Source organism: Plantactinospora sp. DSM 117369, assembly GCF_053764795.1.
In genome coordinates, this window is record NZ_CM132446.1 from 8,276,757 (window position 1) to 8,290,428 (window position 13,672).

Consider the following 13,672-nt stretch of genomic DNA (forward strand, 5'->3'; position numbering starts at 1 on the left):
CGGTCAGTACCCGAGCCGGTCGAGGATCCGCGCCGCCACGTCGAGGGTCCGGCCCTCCGCCACGGTGGAGTAGCCACCGGTGGAGCTCCGCCAGGACTCCTCGTGCGCGACGACGCGGGCTCGCAGGACGCCGACGTCCGGCTCCCGCCCCGCCCGCGCCGCCTCGGCCAGCCAGCTGCCCCACAACTCCCAGCGGGGCAGGTAGTAGTCTCGGACGAGGCCCGCCCAGTGGCGCCCGGAGTAGTCGTGCAGCCCGCTCGACTGATGTCCCCAGACGGAGACGAGGCTGCGGGCGTCCCGTTCCATGACATCGGCCTCGGGCGGCGAGCCGCCCCAGGCGCGGGCGGCGGCGATCCAATGGCCGACCCGCGACTCCGTCCGCGTACCGGCGAGTTCGTCGAGGTCGAGCAGGTCCGTCCGGAACCGGGCGAGGTGATCCAGGATCCCGTCCGGGTCGCCGGCGGCGAAGGCGGCCACCATGCCGCGGATGTGCACCCGGCTGCCCTGCGCCACCACGTGGCCGACCAGATCGGCGACGTCCCGCTCGATCGGGTCCCGAACGGTGAGGCCCGCCGCCGCGCCCAGGAGCAGCCGTGCGGCGCGGGCCACCTGCGGCAGGGCGCCAAGCACCATCGGGTCGTTCTCGGCGTCGATGTTCGCCGACGGCCGTTGCGGCTCCTCGTCCGCCGCGACGAACTCGCCGGCAAGGCGCTGCGTCGCGAAGGGGGTGCCGGTGGACCACGGCCGGGCGATGACGGGTGACGGGATGGAGCGCGTACGTCCCGGCGCGTAGAGCGTGTCGGCCAGGATTCGCCACGCCTCGGCGACATCATCGTCCGGGCTCCCGTAGCGTTGCCAGGCGAACGAGCACAGCCAGTCGGATACCTGCGGCACACCCCAGGTGAGGTCTGTGGCGAGTTCGTAGAAGACGGTGTTGTTCTCGATTGCCTCGGGTGCCAGCCCGATCCCCAGCAGCCCGGACGGCCGCGCCTGCCGCAGCTCCTCGACGTCACGGCACAGACCGCGCAGGTCGCCGAAGAGCGCGAACCGGCCGCCGAAGTTGTGGACCGCGCACCAGACCCAGCGCCGCCCGAACATCCCGTCGCGGCGCCACATCGGTGCGTGCTCGCCCCACAGGTCGAGCAGGACGAGCCGCTCGGCGGGAACGTCGGAGAGGAAGGCGCGTACCCGGTCCGGCGTCCAGAACTCGCGGTGGTAGTGGAACGGCCACCCGGCGAGTACCCAGGTCGCCTCCGGATCACTGCGCGCCATCGCCTGGTAGACCGCCCGGCCCATGGACGCCAGGTAGTCGGGCTCGCCGCTCGGGGGTACGGATTCGGTGAACGGATCGACGGCGTAGTGGTGATCGGTGCCGAACAGCTCACGCTGGATGCTCATGAAGTCCGCGGTCAGCCGCGCGAACCGCTCGCTCTCCGGATCGAGAATCCGGGTACGCCAGCCCTGCCACTCGATCTCGCCGGCCGACGGGTCGGCGAGCTCCGGCGGTACGTGCCCGCCGAACATCGGGAAGACCGGCGTCATGCCCAGCGACCGCAGCCGCGCCAGGATCCGCTGGGCCAGCTCGACGTGCCGGCTGACCCACGCCGACGGCAGCGGCCCGCCGAACGAGTTGGTGTTTCCCATCCACGTCCATGGAAAGTGCGCCGCGCTACCGATCCATTCGTCGATCCGCGCCTGGTCGAGGCCGGCGCGGCGGAACATCTCCGCCAACACCGCCTCGTGGCCGACCTGCATGAGCGGGTGGGTGACGCCGTGCAACGCCATCCAGTCGATTTCCTGCTCCCACCGATCCCAGTCCCAGTACGCCGCCGAGTACCCGTAGGTCACCGCGTTGAGGTAGTACCGGATCGGGAACGGGGTGGTCAGCCGGGTCGGCGGCGCCTCCGGCCAGGAGGCCGGCGCTGGCTCCAGCCGCGGCTGGTCCCACGTCACCTGACGGCCGGCATGCGCCTTCAGGTACTGCGCGAAGGCGGACGCCGCGGCGACGGGGTCCGAGCCGCGCAGGGTCAGCACGCCGCTTCGACACCCGTACCCGCCGACCGCGGCGTCGTCGCCCGCGGGGACCTGCTCCACCCGTACCTCGCCGACGGTGCCGGCCAGGCGGGCCAGGAGGGCCAGGACTGCATCCACCGCTCACAGCTCCTCTACGGTACGGCTCAGCCGCGATCGCTCGGCGGCGAAGGCGACGAGGTGGCTCTCCAGGCTCTCCTCCAGGGAGCTCGGCGCCGCCCCCACGTCCTCACCGGCCATCCAGCGGCGGACCCGCTCGGTGAAGTCGCTCATCAGTCCGGAATCCCCGCCACCGTGTCCGGTGAAGGCCTCGGTGACCTCTTCCTCCACCGATGGCGAGCCGGTGCCGAGCCGCAGGGCCAGGTTGGTCCGGTGGGCGTCCAACTGAGGCGGCGCCTCGAGGAACGGCGTGACCGTGATCCGCCCCGCGCGCATGTCGGCGGTGATCTGCCCGTGGCTGCCCATCATCACGAGCGTCCGGGTGTTCTCGGCGGTGAACGCGGAGACCACCAGTGACGCCGTGACGCCGTTGCCGAACCGAAGTACCGCCGTCTGATGGTCGACGACATCGTTGTCCATCCGGTAGACGCACCGCCCGTAGTCGGTCAGCCGCAGCGCACGCCGGCGGCCGGCCACGCTCGTGTCGTTCGTGACGACGGTGACCGGGGGCCCGTGCACGGTGGCGAGCTGGTCGACGTAGAGGCGTTCGGCGTTGTAGGGGCAGGTGTCGGCGACGGCGCAGCCGTCCACGCAGCGCTCCGTCGACCCCTTCGGCGCGTTCTCCTCGCGGAAGTGGCGGCGTTCGCCGAACGAGGCGACGGCCACGCACGGCGCCCCGACGAGCCAGCGCAGGATGTCGATGTCGTGGCACGCCTTCGCCAGCAGCATCGGGCTGGACTGGTCGGCGCGATGCCAGTTGCCGCGTACGTAGCTGTGCGCGAAGTGCCAGTACGCGACGTTCTCGATGTGGGAGATGCCCTGTAGCTGCCCGATGCGGCCCTCGTCGAGGAGGCGGCGCAGGGTACGGAAGAACGGGGTGTAGCGGAGTACATGGGCGACGGTGACCGTGCCCGGGCCCCTGCGGGCCGCAGCCGTCAGCCGGTGCAGCTCGTCCAGGGTCGGCGCGATGGGCTTTTCGAGCAGGACGTGGTGCCCCAGTTCGAGGGCGCGGAGGGTGGGATCGACATGCTCCCGGTCCGGAGTCGCGACGATGACCGCGTCCCACGGCCCGCGCGTCGACAGCGCCTCCCGCCAGTCGGTGAACCGCTGGGCGGCCGGGATGCCGTGGGCGTCACCCAGGTGGTCCCGCCGCTCCAGGTCGGGGTCGGCGACCGCGACGACCCGAGCCGCCTCGGGGTGCTCCAGACACCATTGGGCGTACGCGTGCGCGCCGCGCCCTCCCGCACCGAGTACGAGCAGTCGCAATGGACCCGTTCCCGGTGGCACAGGGCCTGTCACGTCGATCATCCTTTCCGGGTTCACCGGTCTGCTCCCGAGGTCAGGCCGGCGACGATGTAGCGCTGGGCGATGAAGAAGATGACGATGACCGGTACGGTCACCGCGATGGAGCCGGCCAGGAGCACGGTCACCGGCACCTGGAAGTCGGTGAGTTGGGAGAGGCCGAGCGGCGCGGTCCACAATGAACGGTCCTGGACGAGGAAGAGCAGCGCGTAGAAGTACTCGTTCCACGCGATCATGAAGACGTAGATGGCGGTCGCCACGACGCCGGGCAGCGCGATCGGCAGCACGACCTTCCGCAGCATCATCGGCAGCGAGCACCCGTCGAGCAGTGCCGCCTCCTCGACGCTCTCCGGCAGGGCGATGAAGTAGTTGCGCATCATGTACAGCGCGACCGGGACGGTGGCGGCGACGTAGATGATGAGCAGCCCGACGAGCGACCTGGTCAACCCCAACCGGCTCAGGATGACGAACTTCGGCACCGCGAGCACGATGCCCGGGAACAGGTAGACGGCGAGGATGATCGCGCTGGTGAGGCGGCGGCCCCGGTACCGCAGGCGCGCCACGGCGTACGCCCCGAAGACACACGCGATGACCGACAGTACGACGGTGGCGAGGGCGACCAGCAGCGAGTTGACCGCGAACCGGCCGAGCCCGAATCCCCCGGCCGACTCGTCCTTCATCGCCGTGACATAACTCGACAGGTCGATCTCGGTCAGACCGGGAACGACGTCCAGCGGGTCCAGCAGCGCCGCGGAGTACGGGCGGAGCGAGAGCAGCACGCCGTAGAGCACCGGTCCCACGCTGCAGACGAGCGCGACGGTGATGACCGTCCAGCGCAGGATGTTGGCCGGACGCGAGGGCCGCATCGGTGAACTCACAACGTCTCCTTCCGCCGGGAGAGCAGTAGGTAGCCGGCGAGCAGGAGGCAGAGGATCAGTGACATCAGCAGCCCGTAGGCCGCCGCGCTGCCGATGTCGGCCCGGGTGATCAGCTCGGTGTATACCTTGATCGCCATGACCTGGGTGCCACCGGCGCCTTCGGTCAGCAGGTAGACGTCGTTGAAGCTCTGGAACGACCAGATGAATCGCATCAACAACAACAGCAGGACCACCCCTCGCAACTGGGGAAGGATGATGTGGCGCAGGTTCTGCCAGCCGGAGGCCCCGTCCAGCGCCGCGGCCTCCTCGATCTCGCCCGGCACGTTCTGCAGTCGCGCGGTGATGAAGAGGAAGGCGAGCGGGGCCGACTTCCAGATCTCGAAGCAGACGACCACGAGCAACGACACCGGCACCGGCAGTCCCGCCAGCTCCGCCGACGTGGTGCTGAGGAAGCCGATGGGATTCTGCCAGCCGAGGTACTCCTGACCGAACGCGTTGACGATGCCGTACTGCGGATTGAGCATCGTGCGCCAGATCATCGCCGCCGCGATCACCGGCAGCACGTACGGGATCAGCAGCAGCGCGCGGACCAACCCCCGGCCGCGGAAGGGGCGGCGCAGGGCGAGGGCGAGGACCAGGCCGACGCCGATCGACCCGATCGTGGTCAGGCCCGCGTAGGCCACCGTGGTCCAGAGCGCGCCCCAGAACGCGTCCGACCGCGCCGCGTCGACGAAGTTGTCGAGAGTCCATTCGATGGTGGACGGCGACAGTCGTGGGATGTCGATCAGCCTGGTGTCCGAGAACCCGAAGATGACGACCAGGACAAATGGGAGCAGGACGACCAGGGTGATCAGCACCAGCGACGGGCCGGTGAGGAGCTGGCCGTTCAGATTCTCCCGCTGGGAGCGGCTGAGCCGATCCCAGCGGGAAATCCGCGTGATCGGTGTGCTCACAGGTCGGCTTGGACTTTCTTGACCTGCTCAGCCATCGCCTTCGTCACCTGTGCGGGCGACTCCCCGCCGTAGAGGCGCTCAAGGAACTGCGCGAGCACTCCCTCCGAGGTGACCGCACCCGACAGCGGCGAGTCCTTCGTACCCATGCCCCAGAGACGCACGGCGTTCACACCGTCGCGGATCGAGGTGACCATCTCCGGGCCGTACAGCTCGGCGACCGAGCCCTTCCGCTCCGGCCCGATCCCCAGCTTGCTCCACGCGTCGAGGTAGGCGTTCGGATCGGCCGTGGTCCCGTTGCGCAGCGGGATCCGCCCCTCGGTCGCCGAGGCGAGCGTGTCCGCGTAGCCCTCTTCCAGCATGTACTTGATGTACATCTTCGCCTCGGCCGTGTGCGCGCCCCGGGGGATGCCGTAGCCGAGCGTCGCGCCGTACTGTGCCGGGTGGTTCCGGTCGAGCACCGTGATGAACCCCGAGTTCTTCGCGAGGAACGTCGGGTCGGTCTTGCACTGCGGGCAGGTCACCGGGTTCGCCTTGTCCAGGCCGGCCAGCTCGTCGAGGATGTGCGTCGAGAAGAGCAGCATCGCGGCCTTTCCGGCGAGGTAGGCCGCCCGCGCGCTGGTCACGTCGAAGTCTCCTTGCACGCTCGAGTCGCGCAGGACCTTGAAGAGTTCGGCCGCCCGGGTGCACTCCGCCGAGTCGATGGTGACCGCGCCGTCCTTCACGAGCTCGCAGCCCGCGCTCTGGAATATCGAGTAGACGCCTTCGGTCCCCGACGCGGTGCCGGCCTGGGTACCGAGGGCGATGCCGGTCACCCCGGTCGCCTTCATCGCGGTGGCGGCCTGCGCCAACTCCGCCAGGTTGGTGGGGACCTTGACCCCGGCGGCCTGGAAGAGGTCCTTGCGGAAGACGAGCAGGTGCACCCACCCGTCGCTCGGCACGGCACCGACCTCGCCGTCCAGGCTGAATGCGGTCACGGCGTTCTTGTTGAACGTGCCGGCGCCGAGGTCGTCGACGACCTCCTGGGCGGCCTCCGTGTCCAGCAGCCCCTGGGACCGCCAGGCGGCCGTCGTCGTGGCGCCGTGCAGCATGACATCGGGTACGTCCCCGGACGCGGCACCGGTCACCAGGGACTGCCGCTGATCGGCTTCGGCGAGCGGCACCACCTTCACCCCAATGCCGGTCTTCTCGGTGAACCTGGCCGCGACCTTCTCCTGCGCCGCGACCCGTTCCGGGGTCGTCTGCGGCGTCCAGAAGGTGATTTCCTTGGTCCCTTTCGACGCCGAATCGTCGGCCCCGCCGCAGGCGGCGAGCAGCGTGAGCGCGGCCACGGCGGCAACCGCCGCCGTATACCGGCGCTTGATCAGGTGGGCCATGTCTTCTCTCCTCGATATGCGTTGGGCGATCAGGACCGTTCGACGGCCCCACTCATGACGTGCCCTTCTCCAGCCGGACGGCGGCCGCACCCCGACGAGGTCGCCGAGCTTGTCGCTGGCGTTCATCCGGCGCTGGTCCCGCTCGTCGTAGGCCGCGGCGATGCCGGGCATACTCCGGATGATCCCGGCGACGCGGCGAACGTTCTCCGGCGTGTCGACCCTGCCGTACGGGGTGATGTCGGTGGTACGCGATGCGGCCACGATTACGATCTCGCTGGCCGGGTCGGTACGCCTGCCCAGGATGCCGGCCTCGCGGGCGGCGTCGCGGACCCGGACACCGGCGCCGGGTTCGCCGACAGTGTCGCGGCGAGCGGCGCCACCATCCTCGCCGCAGCCAGCCTGCCGGCGTACCGCCGTCTGATCGGATGCGCCATTCTCGGTCTCCTCACCCCCTCAAGATCGTGTGCGAGAGTCTGCGGAGACGCGAGGTAGAGTGTCAACAATCCGGCCCGGGATGCAAGACTTCAGCAACCAAAGTCCCCCTGGTGATGGAAATGGGATCCCGTTGGATGAACTCGACCGCCGAATCATCGGTGCCCTGCTAGCTCATCCGCGAGCCACCCACGCGCAGATCGGCGAGGCGGTCTTCACCTCGGAGGCGACTGTCTCGCGCCGGGTCCCGCGACTTCTGCGCAGCGGCACGGTACGGGTCATCGGGGTCATAGACAGCGAGGCGACCCGCCGGGCCCGATCGCTCTTCGTCCGGCTACGCTGCCGGCCCGGTACGGCACGGCGGTCGGCCGAGCACCTCGCCCGGTGGCAGGAAAGCGGTTCGGTCAAGCTGCTCACCGGCAGTGTCGAGTGCGTCGCCGAGGTCGCCTACACCTCCAACGAGCACCTGCTCCAGCTGATGCTCGACCAGCTCCCCGGCCTGGACGGCGTCCTCGCCGTCTGGAGCAACCAGGTGATCCGCCGGTTCTCCACCCCGCACGGCTGGAGCCCGAGCCTGCTGCCGGCGGACGTGGTCGACCGGCTACGGGCACAGCGGATGGACCAGTGGAGCGAGCAGCCGCCCGTCGGGTCGCCTCCCCCGCTGAGCCGGCTGGACGAGAGCATCGTCGCCAGCCTTGCCGTGGACGGCCGCCAGGGTTGGCAGCAACTGGCCGAGCGATGCGGCGCGAGCCCGGTCACCGTACGCCGGCGGACCGAGGCGATGATGACGGCCGGGTTCCTGCGCATGCGCACGGTCGTCGAGCCCAGCGTGGTCGGGCTCCCGGTGAACGCGTTCATCGCGCTCAGCGTCAACCCGACCCACCTCGGGCAGGCCGGTGAGCTGCTCGCCGCGCACCACGCCGTCCTCATGATCGCGGCGACGACCGGAGACCGGAACCTGTGCGGCGAGGTTGCCCTGGAGAGCGACAGCGCGCTCTACGCGTTCCTGTCCGGCACCGTCGGCCAGCTACCCGGGCTCCAGCACGCCGATGTCGCCGTCGTGCTGCAGTCCGTCAAGCGGGCGGGCGTAACACCGACCGCGCCCTCGTGACGCGCCGCACCGACCCTGTGCGGCTCGCAGCTCCGGCCGTGGCGGTGACCCGCGGGTTTGTCCGATCCCACCGTAGGTCGCCACGATCCAGCCGTCCGGCCCGTCAGGAACGGCCACCGCACTCACCGGGAGCCGCGTAGTGCCGGGAGGCGGCCACGTCCGGACCCCGCGTCGCCGGTGCGGGCGTGCCGCCGTACCCGCCGTGCGGCAGCACGGCCCCGGGATGCCCTGCTCCGCGCCATCCTCGCCGACCGGCTGCGTCGGGGGTGGTGGTGGGAGGCACCCCTGCCGTCAGCCCACGTCGATGCCGTGCAGCCGGCCGTCCTGGTCGCCGACGATGAGCATGTCGCCGATGACGACCGGCGGGCTGTAGCAGTACGCGGCGGTGGTCAACTGCAGCCGGGTCCGGACCGACCCGGTGGTGAGGTCGAGCGCGATCAGCAGCCCGGTGGTGGTCGGGGTCCACGCGACGTCGCGATGGATCGCCGCCCCGGTGCTGACCGGGCGGGCGCCGAGGCTGGCGGTCCACCGCGCCTGGCCGGTGGCCGGGTCCACCCGGGCGGCGGTGCGCTTCCCGTCGTCGAACATCACCACATCACCGTCGTCGAGCAGCAGCTTGGGGGCGTAGATGTAGGAGCCGGTCACCGACCAGCGCGGCTCGCCGGTGGCGGGGTCCAGAGCGAATGCGTCGGCCACAGTGGACACCAGGACCAGACCGTTCGGGAGTATCTCCAGGGTGTCTGCCCAGGGGCCGTAGATGAGGCGGCTGTAGGCGGTGGTGCGGGCGTTGGTGGAGAACGACCACAGCACGGTGCCGGTGTGGGCGTCGTGGGCGTAGACGTTGCCGTCCCCAGCGCCGGCGTAGACGCGGGTGCCCTCGCTGGCCGCGCGCCCGGCGAACATGCCCTGCCCGGTCACGGCCCACACCACGGCGCCCGTCTGCGCGTCGATGGCCTGCCGGGTCGCACCAGCGGCGAAGACCACCAGGGTACGGCCGGCCACCGTGGTCACCAGCGGGCTGCCGAGCACCGGGGCACCGGCGTCGTAGCTGAACCGGGGCCGGCCGGTGGCCGGGTCGAGGGCGTAGAGCCGGTGGTCGTCGGAGGGCAGGTAGACGGTTTCGCCGTCGGGGGAGAACGCCGGCCGGCCATGCACCGGGCCGATCCGGGTCCGCCAGCATTCGTTCAGTCCGCGTCCTGCGGGCCGGGCACCGATGACCGTGCCGTCGGTGGTCGCGGCGACCAGCAGATTGTCCCGGGCGGCCAGGCCGGCCTGTACCGGCGCGCCGAGTTGTTTCCGCCAGCGCAGCCGCCGGCCGGTATCGGGCAGGGCGAAGGTACGGGTCTGCTCGTACCAGGCGCCGTCGGGGTCGGTGACCCGCACGGTCATCCGGTGCTCGCCGGGCGGCAGCGTGGCGATGTCCAGGGCGCCGGTGAAGCGGCGGCCGACGGCGTCGGCCGACATCTCTTGCCACTGGCCGGCGTCCTTGAGCCCGTACGTGTGCTGCGGGTAGAGCTGGGCCTGCACGCTGGCCGGCTGGGCGTGCCGGGACAGCCGTACCGACACTCCCAGCGCGGCGCCTGCCGGGGCGAGCGAGATCGCTCGCGGCCGCTGCTCGGCTGCCATCCGCGGGCCCGCGAGCGGGATGTCCAGCACCGGCCGGGACTGGGCGTTGCCGTCGGCACCCCGCTGCACAGCGCTGACCCGAAGCACCGGGCCGTCGGGCTCGGCGGTGCGCTCCACCCAGTAGTAGATGGGCGTGCCGCGGGTGTCATCGACCGCGAGCTGCGTCACCCCGTTGAACCGCTGTACCTGCTCGGCGTGCACGTGCCCGGCGAACACCGCCCGCACGTTGTAGCGGTCGAATTCCGCCAGCAGGCGTTCCTGGTCGCTGACGTAGTAGTTGTCGCCGCCGAACGGGAAGTGGCAGAACAGCACGATCGGCACCCCGGGCGCGACCCGATCCAGATCCCGCTTGAGCCATCGGATGCCGGGCTCGCCGAACCCGCCCGGCTCCTGCAGCAGGTGGCTGGGGTCCAGCGCGACGAAGTGCATTCCGGCGAAGTCGAACGAGTACCGGCTCGGCCCGAACAGCGACCCGTACCGTTCACCGGCGGTGCTGTCCCACCGCCAGTCGTGGTTGCCGGGCACATGCCGGATCCGGGACCGCAACGTCGCCGGGATGGTGCTCAGATAGGTGTCGTACTCCGCCACCGAACCATGCTCGACGATGTCCCCGACGTGGCAGACGACCGGCGGGTTCGCGGCCGCGATCTGCTCGTACACCCACCTCACCCGCTCGGTCCGATCGGGGATGTCCACATCGATCTGGGTGTCACCGAGCAGCGCGAACCCGGACGATTCCAGCCGGCCGCGTCCGGGCGAGCCGGCCGCGGGCGAGCCGGCCGCAGCGCCGGTGGCCGCCGCGGCGACCGCACCGACACCCAGGCCGAGCAACCGGCGTCGGGCCACCGGGAAGTGGGCATGGTTGCGGGCGGGCAGCGATGGCATGGGCTCGTTCCTTCCGGCCGACTCCGTCTGAAGTGCCGGTGAGCCTGGCACGGGCCAAGCTTCGGCTCAACGGTTCTCCGGTGAATCGCCGGTTACCTCGCAGGAAATCGTCAAACCTGGCCGTACGGATGTCGACTCCTTGCATCCGCCCTGGTCACCGGCGTCACGCACCGTCCTCTTCCATGATCGGGGCGTGCATGAGCCAGCCGATCAGAGACGCCGCTGCCCCGCGCAGGACCGACTCGCCCGGCGGTCAGGTAGCGGGTCAGGGTTGCGGCTTCCCCGCGGTGTCCGGCTCTCGGATCGCCACGGGATGAAGGGATTGCCACCGTGCACCAGAGCGCCGGCTTATCGCTGAGCGGTCCCGCGCAGGTATGTCAGGGTGGCCAGGACCCGTAGATTGACGCTGCTCCGGTCGAGGTCGGTGGCGTTGGTCAGTCCGAGCTTTGCGGCGATGACGGTGAACTGCCGTTCTACCGTGCTGATTTTGGTGTTGAGTTCCTGGGCGATCCGGCGGTTGGATCGGCCCTCGGCGACCAGGCTGAGGATGCGCCGTTCGTGGGGGGTCAGGGTGTCCAGTGGGTCCGCGGTCCGGGGCCGGGCCATCAGCCGGCCGATGATGGACGGGTCGAGGACGACCTCGCCGCGGTCGACGGCCGTGAAGGCACGGACCAGTTCGTCCAGGTTGCCGAGCCGTTCCTTGCCGAGGTAGCCGATGGCACGGGGGATCGGTTCGATGGTCAGCAGCCGCTGGGCGTAGGCGGGTTCGAGGTATGCCGACAGCACCAGGAGGGCGATCTCGGGGTACCGCCGGCGGACGTGCTCGGCGACGCGCAGACCGTCGTCGTCGCGGGTCGGCGACAGCCGGATGTCCACCACGGCGATGTCGGGTGCGGTCTCGTCGATGACGGCGAGCGCCTCCGCCTCGGTGCGGGCCCGTCCGACGACGTCGATCCCGCGACCGTGCAGCGCGTCGGCGAGCAGGTCGAGGTAGAACCCCTGGTCCTCGACGATGAAAGCCCTCATGCCGGTCCACCCCCGGTTTGCGTGAAGACGACCCGGACGGTGGTACCGCGCCCGGCTGGACTGTCGACAGTGAGAGTGCCGCCGACGCCCACGACCCGATGATGCAGGCCGACGAGGCCGCTGCCGTTGCCGACGATGGCGCCGCCCCGCCCGTCGTCGGCGACCTCGACCACGAGCGCGCCGGCATCGTCGCGGATCGCCACCCGTGCCGTGCTCGCGTCGGCGTGCCGGTACACGTTGGTGAGTGCCTCACTGACGACGAAGTATGCGGTGATCTCCACGTGCTTGGCCCACCGCTGCGGGTCAACGACGACGGTGACCGGCAGCGGAATCCGGTCGACCAGGTGCTCGATGGCCGCAGCCAACCCGTGGTCGGTGAGAACTGCCGGGTAGATGCCCTGGACGAGGTCGCGCAGCGCGCCCAGCGCGTCGGTGAGTTCGCGGTGAGCGTCGATCACCGCATCGACGGCCGCCGTCGTGTCAGGCCCGCCAACGAGCCGGCGGGCGGCGTCCAGCCGCATGAGGACGCCGAAGAAGCGCTGCTGCGCGCCGTCGTGCAGGTCGCGCTGGATCCGCTGGCGCTCGTCGAACGCGGTCTGGGCGAGTTGCAGTCTGGAGTGCACGGTTTGGTCGAGGTGGGCCTGGGTCATCGCGTACAGCCGGGCGTTGTCGATCGCGAGCCCGGCGGCGACGACGGCGGCGGAGACTACGTCCCGCTGTTCGTCGAGCACCGCGTCGTGTTCGATGAGGGCGACGAGTCGGCCCCGGCGGTGCACCTCGGTGACGGCGCGGTCGGGTCCTGGCGTGGGCCGGTCGACGTGGTGTCCGGTGGTGTCGATGATGGTGTCGTCGTCGCGGACGTAGGCGACCGTCAGCGTCGGGTCGCCGAGGGTACGGCGCAGGGCGGATTCCGTGGTGGCCGGGCCGAGCGGGGTGCCCGGATCGGCGTCGAGTTCCTGCATCATGCCGACGACGCGTAGCCGGCCGATGCGCAGCCGGAGCCATCGGATCAGAGACATCGCGGGTACCAGGCCCAGGACGGTGGCCGGGAATACCAGGGCCAGGCCGATCTTCAACCGGTCGGGGCCGGGCAGGACGGTGGCGACGGCCTCGGCGATCTTGAGGGAGCTGACCGCTCCGATCCCGAGCCATACCCGCCCGGACGGCAGTCGCTGGGCCGCGCTCGCCTGTGACCAGCGGTACAGCACCAGCGAGACCGCGGCCACGCCCATCACGACGCCGGAGGCGCTGCCGATGGCCCCCCACGCCGTGGTGTGCTGCGGCAGATGCGGCGCCCACGGCGGCGCGGGGTCGTCCACGACGAATCGGATGGTCTGCGTGCCGATGGAAATCAGGTAGGCCGCGATCACGTAGACCCGGTCGACCAGACCGGGCAGTCGTCCGTTCGGCCAGCCGAGCAGGACGTGCCCGGCGATCGCCATCCAGGCGTACGCCAGGCAGAACCCGACCGCGAAGCGCCATCCGTCGACCGCCCGCAGGTATTGCAGGTAGTACACGGCACCGCCGAGCGTGATCAGGATCCCGATGCGGGGGCTCGGCAGCCGGATCCAGAGCACCACACCCGCGGCGATGATCACCGCCCCGACCCCGCGCGGCGAGACCTCCTCCCACCAGCGCGGGCTGCGTACCGACCACGACACGGCCATCGTCCAGGTGGCGACCCCGTAGGCGGCGGCCCCGCCGAGACCGGCGCCGATCCACCGGTGCCGCCACGGCGTGGTCTGCATTGATGTCCTCCGGATCATGGCCCTGCGGCCAACCTCACCGCCACCGCCCGCCGGGTGCAACCAAGGTTCCTGAGCTGGCTCGCCGGATGTTTCCGCACCGGGTACCGCAGATCGCCCGGACGACGCACCCACCACTGTCCACACACAC

Annotated in this window: 9 protein-coding genes; 1 reads left to right on the forward strand and 8 read right to left on the reverse strand. The window is 70.6% G+C overall.

Features of this window, described 5'->3' with window-relative positions:
- Window positions 1–3: 3 nt before the first annotated feature.
- The 5 genes from ACSMXO_RS35300 to ACSMXO_RS35320 are packed head-to-tail and all read right to left on the reverse strand — an operon-like array spanning window position 4 to window position 6,957.
- Window positions 4–2,151, reverse strand: a complete 2,148-nt coding sequence (locus tag ACSMXO_RS35300) for an alpha-N-acetylglucosaminidase TIM-barrel domain-containing protein (protein WP_455415350.1) — start codon at window positions 2,149–2,151, stop codon at window positions 4–6.
- A 3-nt stretch (window positions 2,152–2,154) separates the two neighbouring features.
- Window positions 2,155–3,489 carry a Gfo/Idh/MocA family protein gene (locus tag ACSMXO_RS35305; RefSeq protein ID WP_455415351.1) on the reverse strand — a complete coding sequence of 445 codons (1,335 nt, stop codon included), beginning with the start codon at window positions 3,487–3,489 and terminating at the stop codon, window positions 2,155–2,157.
- A gap of 20 nt (window positions 3,490–3,509) precedes the next feature.
- A complete protein-coding gene (locus ACSMXO_RS35310; RefSeq protein WP_455415352.1) occupies window positions 3,510–4,370 on the reverse strand; it encodes a carbohydrate ABC transporter permease in 861 nt (286 codons plus the stop codon).
- Window positions 4,367–5,323, reverse strand: coding sequence for a carbohydrate ABC transporter permease (locus tag ACSMXO_RS35315; protein ID WP_455415353.1), 957 nt, complete (start codon window positions 5,321–5,323; stop codon window positions 4,367–4,369). Before ACSMXO_RS35315 ends, ACSMXO_RS35310 begins: the two co-directional genes overlap by 4 nt.
- A complete protein-coding gene (locus ACSMXO_RS35320) occupies window positions 5,320–6,957 on the reverse strand; it encodes an ABC transporter substrate-binding protein (protein WP_455415354.1) in 1,638 nt (545 codons plus the stop codon). The genes ACSMXO_RS35315 and ACSMXO_RS35320 overlap by 4 nt, the downstream gene beginning before the upstream one ends.
- 304 nt (window positions 6,958–7,261) lie before the next feature.
- Here ACSMXO_RS35320 and ACSMXO_RS35325 point away from each other — a divergent pair, with 304 nt between their 5' ends.
- On the forward strand, window positions 7,262–8,239 hold the full coding sequence (locus tag ACSMXO_RS35325; protein WP_455415355.1) for an Lrp/AsnC family transcriptional regulator: 978 nt from the start codon (window positions 7,262–7,264) through the stop codon (window positions 8,237–8,239).
- A 291-nt stretch (window positions 8,240–8,530) separates the two neighbouring features.
- On the opposite strand, the gene ACSMXO_RS35330 is transcribed toward ACSMXO_RS35325, so the two are convergent.
- From ACSMXO_RS35330 to ACSMXO_RS35340, 3 genes are all read right to left on the reverse strand, one after another.
- Window positions 8,531–10,750, reverse strand: coding sequence for an outer membrane protein assembly factor BamB family protein (locus tag ACSMXO_RS35330; RefSeq protein ID WP_455415356.1), 2,220 nt, complete (start codon window positions 10,748–10,750; stop codon window positions 8,531–8,533).
- A gap of 348 nt (window positions 10,751–11,098) precedes the next feature.
- Entirely contained in the window at window positions 11,099–11,776 is a 678-nt protein-coding gene (locus tag ACSMXO_RS35335) for a response regulator (RefSeq protein ID WP_455415357.1), read from the reverse strand.
- Window positions 11,773–13,524, reverse strand: coding sequence for a sensor histidine kinase (locus ACSMXO_RS35340; RefSeq protein ID WP_455415358.1), 1,752 nt, complete (start codon window positions 13,522–13,524; stop codon window positions 11,773–11,775). The genes ACSMXO_RS35335 and ACSMXO_RS35340 overlap by 4 nt, the downstream gene beginning before the upstream one ends.
- Window positions 13,525–13,672 lie beyond the last annotated feature (148 nt).